The organism is Telluria beijingensis (assembly GCF_030770395.1).
Taxonomy (GTDB): domain Bacteria; phylum Pseudomonadota; class Gammaproteobacteria; order Burkholderiales; family Burkholderiaceae_D; genus Telluria; species Telluria beijingensis.
The window spans coordinates 3,306,733-3,319,488 of sequence record NZ_CP132480.1 but is presented as its reverse complement, the minus strand read 5'-3'; the positions used below and the strand labels follow the sequence as shown (position 1 = coordinate 3,319,488).

The 12,756-nt window shown below is 69.6% G+C and carries 13 protein-coding genes; 11 read left to right on the top strand and 2 right to left on the bottom strand.

Features of this window, described 5'->3' with window-relative positions; all coding sequences use genetic code 11:
• Window positions 1–49: 49 nt before the first annotated feature.
• The 11 genes from Q9246_RS14715 to Q9246_RS14665 all read left to right on the top strand — a co-directional run bounded on the left by Q9246_RS14715 (window position 50) and on the right by Q9246_RS14665 (window position 10,645).
• On the top strand, window positions 50–238 hold the full coding sequence (locus Q9246_RS14715) for a Flp family type IVb pilin (RefSeq protein WP_306391319.1): 189 nt from the start codon (window positions 50–52) through the stop codon (window positions 236–238).
• A gap of 114 nt (window positions 239–352) precedes the next feature.
• Entirely contained in the window at window positions 353–907 is a 555-nt protein-coding gene (locus Q9246_RS14710) for an A24 family peptidase (protein WP_306391318.1), read from the top strand.
• A gap of 100 nt (window positions 908–1,007) precedes the next feature.
• A complete protein-coding gene (locus tag Q9246_RS14705; RefSeq protein ID WP_306391317.1) occupies window positions 1,008–2,441 on the top strand; it encodes an ATP-binding protein in 1,434 nt (477 codons plus the stop codon).
• Window positions 2,438–3,286 (top strand): Flp pilus assembly protein CpaB, encoded by an 849-nt coding sequence (gene cpaB / locus Q9246_RS14700; protein ID WP_306391315.1) that lies wholly within the window; start codon window positions 2,438–2,440, stop codon window positions 3,284–3,286. Before Q9246_RS14705 ends, cpaB begins: the two co-directional genes overlap by 4 nt.
• Before the next feature lie 17 nt (window positions 3,287–3,303).
• Complete coding sequence (locus Q9246_RS14695) at window positions 3,304–4,776, top strand: type II and III secretion system protein family protein (protein WP_306391314.1); 1,473 nt, start codon at window positions 3,304–3,306, stop codon at window positions 4,774–4,776.
• Between the two features lie 10 nt (window positions 4,777–4,786).
• Entirely contained in the window at window positions 4,787–5,053 is a 267-nt protein-coding gene (locus Q9246_RS14690; RefSeq protein WP_306398181.1) for a hypothetical protein, read from the top strand.
• A gap of 46 nt (window positions 5,054–5,099) precedes the next feature.
• A complete protein-coding gene (locus Q9246_RS14685; protein ID WP_306391313.1) occupies window positions 5,100–6,275 on the top strand; it encodes a CpaE/TadZ family protein in 1,176 nt (391 codons plus the stop codon).
• A 22-nt stretch (window positions 6,276–6,297) separates the two neighbouring features.
• Window positions 6,298–7,644 (top strand): TadA family conjugal transfer-associated ATPase, encoded by a 1,347-nt coding sequence (locus tag Q9246_RS14680; RefSeq protein ID WP_306391312.1) that lies wholly within the window; start codon window positions 6,298–6,300, stop codon window positions 7,642–7,644.
• Between the two features lie 11 nt (window positions 7,645–7,655).
• Entirely contained in the window at window positions 7,656–8,648 is a 993-nt protein-coding gene (locus Q9246_RS14675) for a type II secretion system F family protein (RefSeq protein WP_306391311.1), read from the top strand.
• 7 nt (window positions 8,649–8,655) lie between these two features.
• On the top strand, window positions 8,656–9,591 hold the full coding sequence (locus Q9246_RS14670; RefSeq protein ID WP_306391310.1) for a type II secretion system F family protein: 936 nt from the start codon (window positions 8,656–8,658) through the stop codon (window positions 9,589–9,591).
• 19 nt (window positions 9,592–9,610) lie between these two features.
• Window positions 9,611–10,645, top strand: a complete 1,035-nt coding sequence (locus Q9246_RS14665; protein WP_306391309.1) for a LytR C-terminal domain-containing protein — start codon at window positions 9,611–9,613, stop codon at window positions 10,643–10,645.
• Here the strand turns inward: Q9246_RS14665 and Q9246_RS14660 are convergent.
• Entirely contained in the window at window positions 10,612–11,418 is an 807-nt protein-coding gene (locus Q9246_RS14660) for a glycoside hydrolase family 16 protein (RefSeq protein ID WP_306391308.1), read from the bottom strand. The two genes, Q9246_RS14665 and Q9246_RS14660, sit on opposite strands and share 34 nt — an antisense overlap.
• A gap of 19 nt (window positions 11,419–11,437) precedes the next feature.
• Window positions 11,438–12,286 (bottom strand): polysaccharide deacetylase family protein, encoded by an 849-nt coding sequence (locus Q9246_RS14655; protein ID WP_306391307.1) that lies wholly within the window; start codon window positions 12,284–12,286, stop codon window positions 11,438–11,440.
• Window positions 12,287–12,756: the final 470 nt, after the last annotated feature.

Here is a 12,756-nt window from a genome sequence, read left to right as displayed (position 1 = left end):
GGGCCCAGTCGCCGCCAGTATTTTCTCAACTATCTATAAGGAGTTTGTCATGAGCACGATTACCTCCGCCATCAAAGCCTTTTTCGCTGACGAGAACGGTGTGACTGCCATCGAGTATGGCCTGATCGCCGCCCTCATCGGCGTGGTGATGGCCGGTGTCGCCGGCGAAGTCGGCGAAGAAATCAGGCTGGCCTTCGAGTACATCCGCGACCAGTTCGAAACGCCGTCGGCTCCGTAATCGGCCTGCCCCCCGGGACGCGGTTCGGCCCCGGGGGGCTTTTTGGGGTTCCGCCCCAGGGGAGGGCTTGTTCTGGCCTGGCCCCCGGGGCTTTTTTTGTCGAGGAGTCCGCTCATGGTTGTCGCCCATTACCTCGATACGCTGCTGCTGCTGATGGTGACGGCGGCGGCGGTCAAGGACCTCGAGAGCCGGCGCATCCCGAACCGGCTGCTGGCCGCCGGCATGCTCGGCGCCCTGGTCCTGCACCTGCTGTCGCCGCAACCGCTGGCGGGACTGCTCGCCTGGCTGGGTGGCGCAGCCACCGGACTGGCGATCTTCCTTCCCTTTTACCTGGTCCGCGGCATGGCTGCCGGGGACGTCAAGATGATGGCCGCGGTCGGCGCCTTCGCCGGTCCCGGCGACGCGCTGCGCATCGCGATCCTGGCCTGGTGCGTCGGCGGCGTGATGGCGCTCGCCGTCGTCATCGTCAAGGGCCGGCTGCGCATGGTGCTGGCCAATCTGTGGGCGATCGTGCGGCCCACCCTGCTGCGCCTGCCGCGCGGACCTCAACCCGCCATCGGCGGCGCCGGCGGCCAGCCCAGCGCCGGCGCGATTCCGTATGGCGTGGCGATCGCGGCCGGCACCATCGCGCTGCTGGTCGGGCGCTACGCGGACCGGCCGCTGTTATGAAGCGCGGGTCGGGCCTTTGTCAGGTATCAAGTGCCTGATGAGGCCGCTCGCTAGAATCAAATCAAGGTTTTTCAAAACATCTTCATGAGCAGGAGGGTGCATGATGGGAATCTTGTCGGCCACCGCGGCCGCCGCCGGGAGCGACGCGCTGGCGTCCGCGTCCGGGGCTTGCGCGACATCCGAGGATGGCGACGTGGCCGCCGTGCTGCCGCGCCAGCCGCGCACCGTGCGCGACACCGGGCTCGATCCGCGCCTGGTGACGGGGCTGGTGCTCAAGGTCCTGCACCCGGGCGGCAAGACGCCGCTGTCGCGCCTCACCGGCCGCCTGCGGCTGTCGGTCAGCGTGGTACGCGAAGTGCTGCAGGGCCTGGTCGCCGGCGGGCAGGCCGAAGTCGCCTATGCGGGCGAGACCGATATCGACGTGCACTACCAGCTCAGCGCCGCCGGCGCGCGCGCGGCGGCCGAGCACCAGGCCGAATCGCGCTATGCCGGCCCGGCGCCGGTGACGCTGGCGGCCTGGCGCGCCATGGTGGCGCACCAGTCGCAGCGGCGGCTTGAAGCGCCGCGCGTGGCGCGCGCCGAACTCGAGGCGGTGCTCGACGGCGACGGCCTGGAACCGGCGGCGCGCGAACTGATCGGCGCGGCCCTGTATTCGAGCCGGCCGCTGCTGCTGTACGGACCGTCCGGCAGCGGCAAGACCACGCTGGCCTGCAAGTTCGCGCGCCTGCGCCAGGACCCGATCGCGGTGCCGTACGCGGTGCTGGTCAACCACGAGATCGTCCAGCTGCACGACCCGGCCCTGCATCCGGCGCCGCTGCAGCTGCGCGCGCTGGAAGAGCGGCGCAGCGTCGACGCGCGCTGGGCCCTGTCGCAGCGGCCGCTGGTGCACGTGGGCGCCGAACTGGCGCGCGACATGCTGGAGCTGCGGGTGGACGCCGCCAGCGGCGTGCTGCGCGCGCCGCCCCACATCCTGGCCAATAACGGCCTGCTGGTGCTGGACGACCTGGGCCGCCAGCGGGTGCCGGCCGGCGAGCTGCTGCACCGCTGGCTCGGCGCCCTCGAGGCCGGGCAAGACCATGTGACGGTGCCGCACGGCCCGAGCCACGCGCTGCCGTTCGACGTCGGCCTGGTGCTGGCCACCAGCCTGGCGCCGGAATCGGTGCTGGACGACGCCTGCCTGCGCCGCATCGGCTACCGCATCCCGGTCGGGCCGCTGTCCGAAGCCAGCTACCGCGCGCTGCTGCGGCGCCAGGCGCGGTTGCGCCGCATCGAGGTCGACGAAGCCGCGCTCGACTACCTGGTCGACGAACTGCATCGCCGTACCCGGCGCCCGCTGCTGGCCGCCTGGCCGCACGAGCTGATGGGACGGATCGCCGATTTCGCCGGCTTCGCCGGCCGCGCCCCGCGCTGCGACGTGGACGGCCTGGTCCAGGCCTGGAGCAGCCTGTTCGGGGCCAGCGCCCTGCCGCCCGCGCTGCCTTCCCTGTCCCCCGCGGCGGCGACTGGCATCGACAAGGAAGGAGATGGGCGATGAAGAACAAGCGTGCCGTGATCATGATGGCACTGGCGGTGGTGCTGGGCCTGCTGGCGGTGGCGCTGGCGGCAAGCTGGCTGCTCAATGCCCCGGGCGGGGGCTCCGGCCGGATCGTCGTCGCCCGGGCCGACGTCGATATCGGGCAGCGCCTGACGCCCGAGATGTTCAAGCTGGTCGACTGGCCGGCCGACAGCGTGCCCAAGGGCGCCTTCACCGATCCGCTGGCGCTGGGCGGGCGGGTCTTGCGCAGCAGCCTGCTGGCGGGGGAGCCGATCAGCGAAGCCAAGCTGGCCCCGGCCGGCACCCTGGGCGGCCTGTCGGCCCTGATCGCCGAGGGCAAGCGCGCGATCACGGTGCGCGTCAACGACGTGGTCGGCGTGGCCGGCTTCACGCTGCCGGGCAACTACGTCGACATCATCGTCAGCACCGAGACCATGCCCGACCCGAACGCGCCGCGGGCGCGCGAACAGAGCATCTCGAAGATCGTGCTGGAGCGGATCCTGGTGCTGGCGGTGGCCCAGGAAGTCAGCCGCGACGAGACCAAGCCCAAGGTGGTCAATGCCGTCACGCTCGAGGTCACGCCGAGCGAGGCCGAAAAGCTGGACCTGGCGCGCAGCGTCGGCACCCTGTCGCTGGCGCTGCGCAATCAGGTCGACCCGGCCGCCGCCGCCACCCTCGGCGCGACCAAGGAAAACCTGCTGCCCGCGCTTGTTGCGGCCGCGCCGCCGCCGGTGGTGCGCGCCCCGCCGCGGCCGCGCGTGCAGCAGGTGCGCGCACCGAGCCCGCCCAGGCGCGACTGCATCGCCGTCATCAATGGCCTGCACGCGTCGCAGGAATGCTTCTGACCACGACTGGACCGATCATGAATCACCTCAAGATCATAGTGCGCACCGTTGCCGTTGCTGGCGCCTTCCTGGGCAGCGCCAGTGCCGCGTCCATCGTCGAGCAGGGCTGCCGCGGAGAGGCCGCGCGCCCGGCCACGATGGCGCTCCAGATGGGCAAGTCGACCATGCTGCGCCTGCCCGAAAAGGTCGCCCGGCGCAGCGTCGGCAACCCGGCCGTGGTGCAGGCCATGCTGGTCGCGCCCGACACCCTGTACATCGCCGGCGTCGACGTCGGCAGCACCAATATGATCGTGCAGGGCCGCAGCGGCTTGTGCAGCGTGATCGACATCACGATCGCGATGGACCCGAGCGGACTGGAAGCCACGCTCAAGGCCGCGCTGCCGGAGGAGAACGACATCAAGGTGATGGCCGCCAACGACAGCCTGGTCCTGACCGGCACCGTCAGCGACGCCGCCGCCGTGCAGCGCGCGGTGGAACTGGCCGGCGCCTACGTGCGCCGGCCGCTGCGCCAGCTGCCGGCGGCCGACAAGGAAAACGAGACCGACGGCGTGATCGTGGTCGGCCGCGCCGGCGCCAGCGGCGCCGGCAGCGCCGGCACCCGGGTGGTCAACCTGCTGGCGGTCAGCGCGCCGCAGCAGGTGCAGCTCGAGGTCAAGGTGGCCGAAGTCTCGCGCACCCTGCTCGAGCGGCTCGAGACCGGCGCCCGCTTCAGTTTCGGCTCCGGCAGCTGGACTACCACGCTGGCCACCGACTTCCTGAGCGGCCTGGCGCGCGGCGGCCTGTCCGGCATCAAGACCAACGGCAACCGCTTCGGCATCGAGGCCGACAAGCTCGATGGCCTGGTGCGCATCCTGGCCGAACCGAACGTGCTGGCCATCAGCGGCCAGGAAGGCTCATTCCTGGCCGGCGGCAAATTCTATATCCCGGTGTCGCAGGACGACGACCGCGTGACCCTGGAAGAAAAGGAATTCGGGGTCGGCGTGCGCTTTACCCCGACCGTGCTGGCGGGCGGGCGCATCAACCTGAAGGTGTCGCCCGAAGTGTCGGAGCTGTCGCGCGAGGGGATCGGCATCACCGCCGCCGGCATCAACGGCACCGCCATCATGCCGCTGGTGACCACGCGCCGCGCCAGCACCACGGTGCAGCTGTACGACGGCCAGAGCTTCGCGATCGGCGGCCTGGTGCGCAACAACCTGATCGCCAACATGAAGGGCTTGCCTGGGCTGGGCGAAGTGCCGGTGCTGGGCGCGCTGTTTCGCAGCACCGACTACCAGCAGGACCGCACCGAGCTGGTGTTCGTGATCACGGCGCGCCTGGTCAAGCCGCTGCCGGGCGGCAGCCACGTGCTGCCCACCGACGGCCATGCCGTGCCGTCGCGCGCCGGCCTGATGCTGGGCGGGCGGCTGGAAGGCGAGCGCGCCGCCACGCCGCCGGTTGCGCCATCCGCGCCGGCGCCGAAGCCGACCGCCGCAGGCTTCGAACTGCAATAGGGGAACCATGATGCGAACCACATATACACGATGGGCGGCGCTGGCGCTGCTCGCCTGCACGGCGCCGGGCTGCGTCTCGACCACGCCGGACTGGGACAGCCGCTTCGGCGACGCCACCCGCAGCAACCTGGCGGCCCAGGTGCTCGACCCGGCCGCCGGCGCCAGCCGCAATCCGGCCCTGGGCCTCGACGGCCGCGCCGCGCGCTCCGCCATCGACAACTACCAGCGCTCGTTCGCCCGGCCCGAGGGCCAGCCGGCGGCGATGGTGGACCAGTGATGGACGCGCGCCCAGCCAGCACGCAACCTTACTGCCGGGGGCTGCCATGCGCGCGCTCCTGATCAGCCGCGACAGCCACCTGTACGCGGAACTGGCCTCGCAGGGCGCGGCGCGGGTGCCGCCCCTGCACCTGGCCGCGACCCGCGCCAGCCTGCGCGAGGCGCTCGACCGCCCCGAGCCCGACCCGCCGCAGCTGGTGATCGTCGACGCCAGCGGCCTGGAACCGCTAGAGGCGAATCTTCTCGAACGCCTGGGCCGCCAGTATCCTGGCTCGCAGCTGATGCTCTTGACCAACCAGCACCAGCCCGAGCTCCTGATTGCCGCGATGCGCGCCGGCGTGCGCGAGCTGCTGCAACTGCCGCTGGTGCACCGCGCCTTCCACGAGGCGATGGACCGGATCGCCGCCGCCGCCGGTGTGTCCAGCCTGCGCGAAGGCAAGGTACTGGCCTTCATCGCCTGCAAGGGCGGCAGCGGCGCCACTTTCATCTCGGCCAATTTCGGCTATGCGCTGGCCACGCTGGCGGGCAAGAAGGTGCTGTTGATCGACCTGCACGGCCAGTTCGGCGACGCCGCCCTGTATGTGTCGGACCAGAAGCCGACCATGACGATGTCCGACGTGTGCTCCCAGATCGCGCGCGTGGACGGGCCCTTCCTCGAATCGTGCCTGGTGCACGTCACGCCAGGCTTCGGCGTGCTGGCCGCGGCCGACGACCCGGGCCACGCCAGGGAGGCCAAGCCGGAGCACATCGACACCATCCTGCGCGTGGCGCGCCAGAACTACGACTACGTGCTGCTCGACGTCGGGCGCCAGATCGACGCGGTGTCGCTGCGCGCGCTGGACGTGACCGACACCATCTATCCAGTGCTGCAGCTGGCGCTGCCCGACATCCGCGACGCGCGGCGCCTGCTCGACATCTTCCGCTCGCTGGGCTACGCGCTGGACAATATCCGCCTGATCGTCAACCGCTACGAGAAGGGCGGTAAGCTGCGCCTGCAAGACCTGCACGCGGCGCTCGGTTGCGAGGTGGTGCATACCTTCCCCAACGACTACGTCGCGGTGACCGATTCGGTGAACCAGGGCGTGCCGGTGCTGCAGCTGTCGCGCTCGAGCTTCGCCGCGCGCAGCCTGTCCGAGATGGTCGAGCTGGTGACCGCGCACCGGGTCCAGGAAAGCCGCGGCCTGCTGGACCGCCTGTTCGGGCGCCAGGACGCGGATTACTAAGCCAACCACGCCGGAGACGCCCATGTCACTTCGCGAACGACTTGCCCTCGGCGGCCAGGAGCGCAGCACTGGCGCCAAGCTGCAGGATGCGCCGAACCAGGCCTACCAGGAGCTCAAGAAGCTGATGCACCAGATGATCCTCGACCGGATCGACCTGGAGCGCCTCAAGCGCCTGACCGCCGAACAGTTCAAGCACGAGCTGGCGCTGCTGGTCCAGCGCATCATCGAGGACGAGCGCATCGTGCTGAACCAGCACGAGCGGCACCACCTGGTGCTCGACATCCAGCACGAGATGCTGGGCTTCGGCCCGCTCGAGCCGCTGCTGGCCGACCCCTCGATCTCGGACATCCTGGTGAACACCGCCAGCAAGGTCTACGTCGAGCGCCGCGGCCGGCTGGAGCTGACCGAGATCACCTTCCACGACAACGCCCACCTGATGAAGATCATCGAGAAGATCGTCTCGCGCGTGGGCCGCCGGGTCGACGAATCGAGCCCGATGGTCGACGCCCGCCTGCCGGACGGCTCGCGCGTGAACGCGATCATCCCGCCGCTGGCGGTCGACGGCCCGATCCTGTCGATCCGCCGCTTCGGCGGCAGCCCGCTGACGGTGCAGAACCTGCTCGACTATAAAAGCATGACCACGCCCATGATCCGGGTGCTGGAAAGCCTGGGCACGGCCAAGGTGAACATCCTGATCTCGGGCGGCACCGGCAGCGGCAAGACTACCCTGCTCAACCTGATCTCGGGTTTCATCCCGGCCAGCGAGCGGGTGGTGACGATCGAGGACGCGGCCGAGCTGCAGCTGCGCCAGCCGCACGTGGTGCGCCTGGAGACGCGCCCCGCCAATATCGAGGGCAAGGGCGAGGTGCCGCAGCGCGCGCTGGTGCGCAACGCGCTGCGCATGCGGCCCGACCGCATCATCCTGGGCGAGGTGCGCGGCCCGGAAGCGCTCGACATGCTGCAGGCGATGAATACCGGCCACGAAGGCTCGCTGGCGACGATCCACTCGAACACCCCGCGCGACGCGCTGTCGCGGCTCGAGAACATGGTCAGCATGGCGGCCGTCAACCTGACGCCGCGCGCGATCCGCCAGCAGATCGTATCTGCGGTGACGGTGGTGGTGCAGGTCTCGCGCCTGACCGACGGCACCCGCAAGCTGGTCAGCCTGCAGGAAATCACCGGCATGGAAGGCGAGATCATCTCGATGCAGGAGATCTTCCGCTTCGAGCAGCGCGGGGTCGACGTCGACGGCAAGGTGCTGGGCCACTTCAGCGCCACCGGCGTGCGGCCGCGCTTCGCCGACCGCCTCAAGCTGTTCGGGGTGCCGGTCCCCGACGATTCCTTCGATCCCGACCGGCTGTTTGATTAAAAGGGGCGCCCATGGACGGCTTGTTCTATGGCTTCGTGGTGCTGGTGTTCGCGGCCGTGATCCTGGCGGTCGAGGGCTTCTACCTGTGGTGGATGAGCACCCACGGCGCGGCCGCGCGCCGCATCGCGCGCCGCCTGCAGATCATGTCCGGCGGGCTGCAAGGCCGCAGCGGCGAACGGATCTCGATCCTCAAGCAGCGCCGCTACAGCCGTTTCCCGGCGCTGGACCGCGTGCTGCACGGCGTCAAGCTGGCGCAGCGCATCGATGCGCTGCTGGTGCAGGCCGGCGCCAACTGGTCGGTCGGCCAGTTCCTGGCCGGTTCGCTGGCCTGCCTGGTGGCGGCGCTGGTGCTTACTTCCGGCGTCGTCAAGGCGGTCGAGGTGCCGCTGCCGGCGCGCCTGCTGGCCTGCGTCGGCGGCCTGGGGCTGCCCTGGTGGCTGGTGCACCGCATGCGCATGCGGCGCCTGGTGCGCATCGAGCACCAGTTGCCCGAGGCGGCCGACTTCATCGCGCGCGCGCTGCGCGCCGGCCACTCGTTCACCAATGTGCTGCAAATCGTCGGCAACGAACTGCCCGAGCCGCTGGCCGGCGAGTTCCGCATCACGCGCGAGGAAATCAACTACGGCGTGCCGATGAACGAAGCGCTGCACGGCCTGGCCGAACGCATCCCGCTGACCGACCTGCGCTACCTGATCATCGCGGTGCTGATCCAGCGCGAATCGGGCGGCAACCTGGCCGAAATCCTGGGCAATATCAGCCAGATCATCCGCGCCCGCCTGAAGCTGGTGGCGCACGTGCGCGTGCTGTCGGCCGAGGGCCGCATGTCGGCCTGGATCCTGGGCGCGCTGCCGTTCGGCGTGATGGGCGTGATGCTGGCCAGCAGCCCGGCTTACGTGAGCATGCTGTGGAAGGACCCGTCCGGCGTGCGCCTGCTGTGGTATGGCCTGGGCATGATCGTGTTCGGCGTGCTGTGGCTGCGCAAGACCATCCGTATCCGCGTGTGAGACCGCCATGACCTTTTCCCAACTGGCTTTCCTGTTGATCGTCTTCGTCGTCGTCTGCCTGCTGGCCTGGGTCGCGCTGGTCCTGTTCGCGCCGCTGGCCCTGCGCGAACGGCTGCGCCGCTTCCTGGGCCAGGGCGACGGCCGCGAGCCTGGGGTGCGCTGGATCGAGCGCGTCGCCAGCGTCGCCCGTCCGCTCACCAGGCTGTCGATTCCCGAGGAAGGCTGGGAAAAGTCCACGCTGCGCACCCGCTTCATGAATGCCGGCTGGCGCCATCCGTCGGCGCCGACCCTGTATTTCGCCTCCAAGACCGCGCTGGCGCTGCTGGTACCGGCCCTGTGTGCGCCCTTCCTGGTGCTGTATGGCCGCGGCCTGGATGGCGGCAAGGTGCTGGGCATCCTGCTGCTCGGCGCCGCCTTCGGCTACTACGCGCCGAACGCGGTGCTCGAGCGCGTGGTCAAGCGGCGCCGGCGTGAGATCTTCGAGACCGTCCCCGACGCGCTCGACCTGCTGACCGTGTGCGTCGAGGCCGGCCTGAGCCTGGAGCGGGCACTGGTGAAAGTGGCCGCCGAAATCCACATCAAGAGCGCGGTGCTGTCGCAAGAACTGCAACTGGTGCTGATGGAGATGCGCGCGGGCTTCAGCAAGGAGAAGGCGCTACGTAACTTCGCGCTGCGCTCGGGCGTGGACGACGTCGACACGCTGGTGGCGATGCTGATCCAGTCCGAGCGCTTCGGCACCAGCGTCGGCGACTCGCTGCGCGTGCATGCAGACAACCTGCGCCACAAGCGGCGCGTGATGGCCGAGGAAACCGCCGCCAGGATCGGCCTCAAGCTGCTGTTCCCGCTGATCTTCTGCATCTTCCCGACCCTGCTGATGGTGTTGCTCGGGCCGGCGGCGATCCAGATCTCGCGCACCCTGGGCGCCTTGCCCTTCGCCCGCTGAACCCGAAGGAGTGCCTTGCATGAACCGTACCGTCAAACTGACCCGGCTGGCGCTGCTGTGCGCCGGCCTGATGGCCTGCTCGCCGTTCGGCTGGCGCGCAGCCCACGACAGCGGCGCCCGGGCCGAGGAAGCCTATCTCGAAGGCCGTGCCCACCACCTGGCGGCGCAGCCGGATGCCGCGCGTCTCGCCTACAATGCTGCGCTCATGCTCGCGCCCGACCATGCCGGCGCGCGCAACGGGTTGGCGACGCTGCATGCCGAGGACGGGGCGCTGGCGCCCGCGATCGCCATCTGGCGCGACCTGGCGTCCACCATCGGCCTGGATGCGGGGCCGGGCAAGGCCTACCTGCTGGCCAACCTGGGCCAGGCCCTGCTGCTCGACGGCCAGGCCGACGAGGCGCGGGCCGTGCTCGAAGGGGCCTGCCTGCTCGACCCGCTCAATCCGCGTGCATGGCAGTTGCTGGGCGACGCCCTGGCTGCACTGGGACAGGAAGACCGTGCGCGCCAGATGCAGCGCCAGGCGGCGACCCTGCGCGGCCACGACCTGCGCGCCGATTTCGCGGCGGTGACGGGCGGCAGGACCGACGTCGCCACGCTCGACCAGGCCTTGTCGAAGCCGCAGCTGCAACTGCCGCCGCAGCCCGACTGGGCCCAGGCCTGGATCGTGGCCGGCCAGGACGGTCTGCTGGAATTGCGGCGCACACCGTCCGTGTCGCCCGTGGCGCTACCGGTCGATGAAGAAGTGGCGCGCCTGGAAATCCGCAACGGCAATGGCGTGACCGGCATGGCGCGGGCGCTGTCGCGCCGGATCGACGAGCCGGGGATGCGGGTGACGCGGCTGTCGAACGCGCCGGGATTCGCGGTGCGCCACACCCGCATCGAGTACGAGGCGGCCCATGCCGACGCCGCGCGCCGGCTGGCCCAGCGCTTCGGCAACGCCGAACTCAGGGAAGTGGACGCCTGCGCGCCGGCCGACCTGCGGCTGGTGCTGGGCCGCGACCTGGCCGGTCAAGGCGGAAGTCAGGGCGCCGTCTTGCGGTACACCCGCACGTAGTCGACCAGCATCTGGCGCGGGAACGGGGTGGTCGCATCCGGATAGCCCGGCCAGTAGCCGCCCACGGCCAGGTTGAGCAGCACGAAGAATGGCTGCTCGAATACCCACTCGCCCTTCACGGTGTCGGGCGTCGCGGTATGGAAGTGGATGCCGTCGCGGTACCAGCGGATCTGCTTCGGTTCCCATTCGACGGCGAACACGTGGAAGTCATCGCCGTATTCCGCGCCTTCCAGTGCGATCGCCTTGCTGAACGCGTGCTCGCCCGAATAACCGGGCCCGTGCAGCGTGCCGTAGGAGTTGGCGGGCTCCTTGCCGATGATCTCCATGATGTCGATCTCGCCGCTCTTCGGCCAGCCGACCTGGCCGATGTTCGCGCCCAGCATCCAGAACGCGGGCCAGATGCCCTGGCCCTTCGGCACCTTGATGCGCGCTTCGTAACGGCCATATTGCGTTTCCTTGAGGCCGGCCGTCTTGAGCCGCGCCGACGTGTAGTCCTTGCCTTCGTGGCTTTCCTTGCGCGCCTCGATCACCAGGTGGCCGCCTTCGACGCGCACGTTTTCCGGCCGCCCGGTATAGAACTGCATTTCGTTATTGCCCCAGCCATGGCCGCCGGTCTCGGTCACCCAGGTCGTGCGGTCGAGCGCCGTGCCGTTGAATTCGTCGCTCCACGCGAGGGTCCAGCCAGGTGGAACGGGGGCGGTGACAGGTTGCGTCGCGCAACCGGCGCTGGCGGCCAGCGCGAGCAGCGCGGCCAGGGTGCTCAGGGTCTTCATGCGTCTCCTTGGTGAGCCGTCATTGCGCGCGCGCCTGCTCGCGCCTGACGTGCTTCATGATGTTGAGGAAGGTGTCGGTCCAGACCTCGTTACGATGCGCGGCGAGGTAGCGGACCAGCTCCTCGTGCGCCTGCGTCGACACGCTCAGGTGGTCGCCGCCGATGCCGTGGAAGGTGAAGGCGATCATGGTGCCGCGTTCGGCCGCCTGCTTGACCAGCGCGATCAGCTCCGCGCCGCTGCTGCCGACCGGCGCCACCGCCGGCACCCGGTAGGGGTCGAGCGTCTTCATCGAGAGCGGCACACCCGGCCCGGGGCCGGCCTTGATCGCCACGAAGCTCGCATGCAGCGGCGGCAGGTAGTCGCCGCCGAGCGCCTTCACGTCGAAGCAGGGCGCGGTATAGGTGCGCTCGCGCTGGCCGTCGATCGCCATCAGCATCGTATTGGCCAGCAGGACCTGGTCGCGCATCTGTTCGCGGCTGGTGGTGTCGAGGTCCTGGTGCGGCGCGACCCAGGCACGGTCAGGACCCGCGCCGGAACACTGGTGGAACAGGCTGTGGTTGCCCAGCTCATGGCCGTGGCGGGCGGCGGCGCGCCAGTCGGCCATGCGCGCGTCCACCACGGGGCTGGACAGCTTGAGGTAGAAGGTGCCCTTGAGGCCATGGCGGTCGAGGGCGGGGATCGCGTGGTCGAGCTGGGAATCGAGGGCGTCGTCATAGGCCAGGCTGACCGCCGCGCGGGCGCCGCCGGGCCAGGCGAAAGCCGCATCTGCCGCCTGCGCGGCAGCCGTCATGACGAAGGTGACGCCGAACGCCACCAGGCCGGTCCGGGCGATGGCGCGGCCCGCGAGGCGGGCAAGAAAATGGTGCATCCGTGCTCCAGTTTGGAAACGTTACCATAACGGCAAGCCGACTATAGCACCCCCCAAAAACCGGTGTCAACGAGGGAAACGACAGAGGGAGGCGGGTGTCGATCACCATAACTCACCTTGGCGCCGCACCAAAGTGTTGCAAAACTACGTCACATACCCCCATGACGTTATGGAATATTCCGTTGACAATTTTTTTTCCTAACCCTAATATTCAGACCAATACATGGAAACGTTTCCATGACCCAGGCAAGTCAGCTTCGATCCCCGAATGGCACTGTCAGCCCAGGAGCCGAGGACAAATGAACCAGCGCGACGCGCACCAGGCAATCCAAGCAGCGAGGCCGCCGGCATCAGCCGGCCGGCTTCGCTTCGCCGCTTGGCGCCGCGCCGCGTGCAGGCCCGGTCGGGAGGTGACGGGGCATAGGTGAGTAGCAGCGAGTAGCAACGGAAGTGCGGCGTGCGCGACGCGT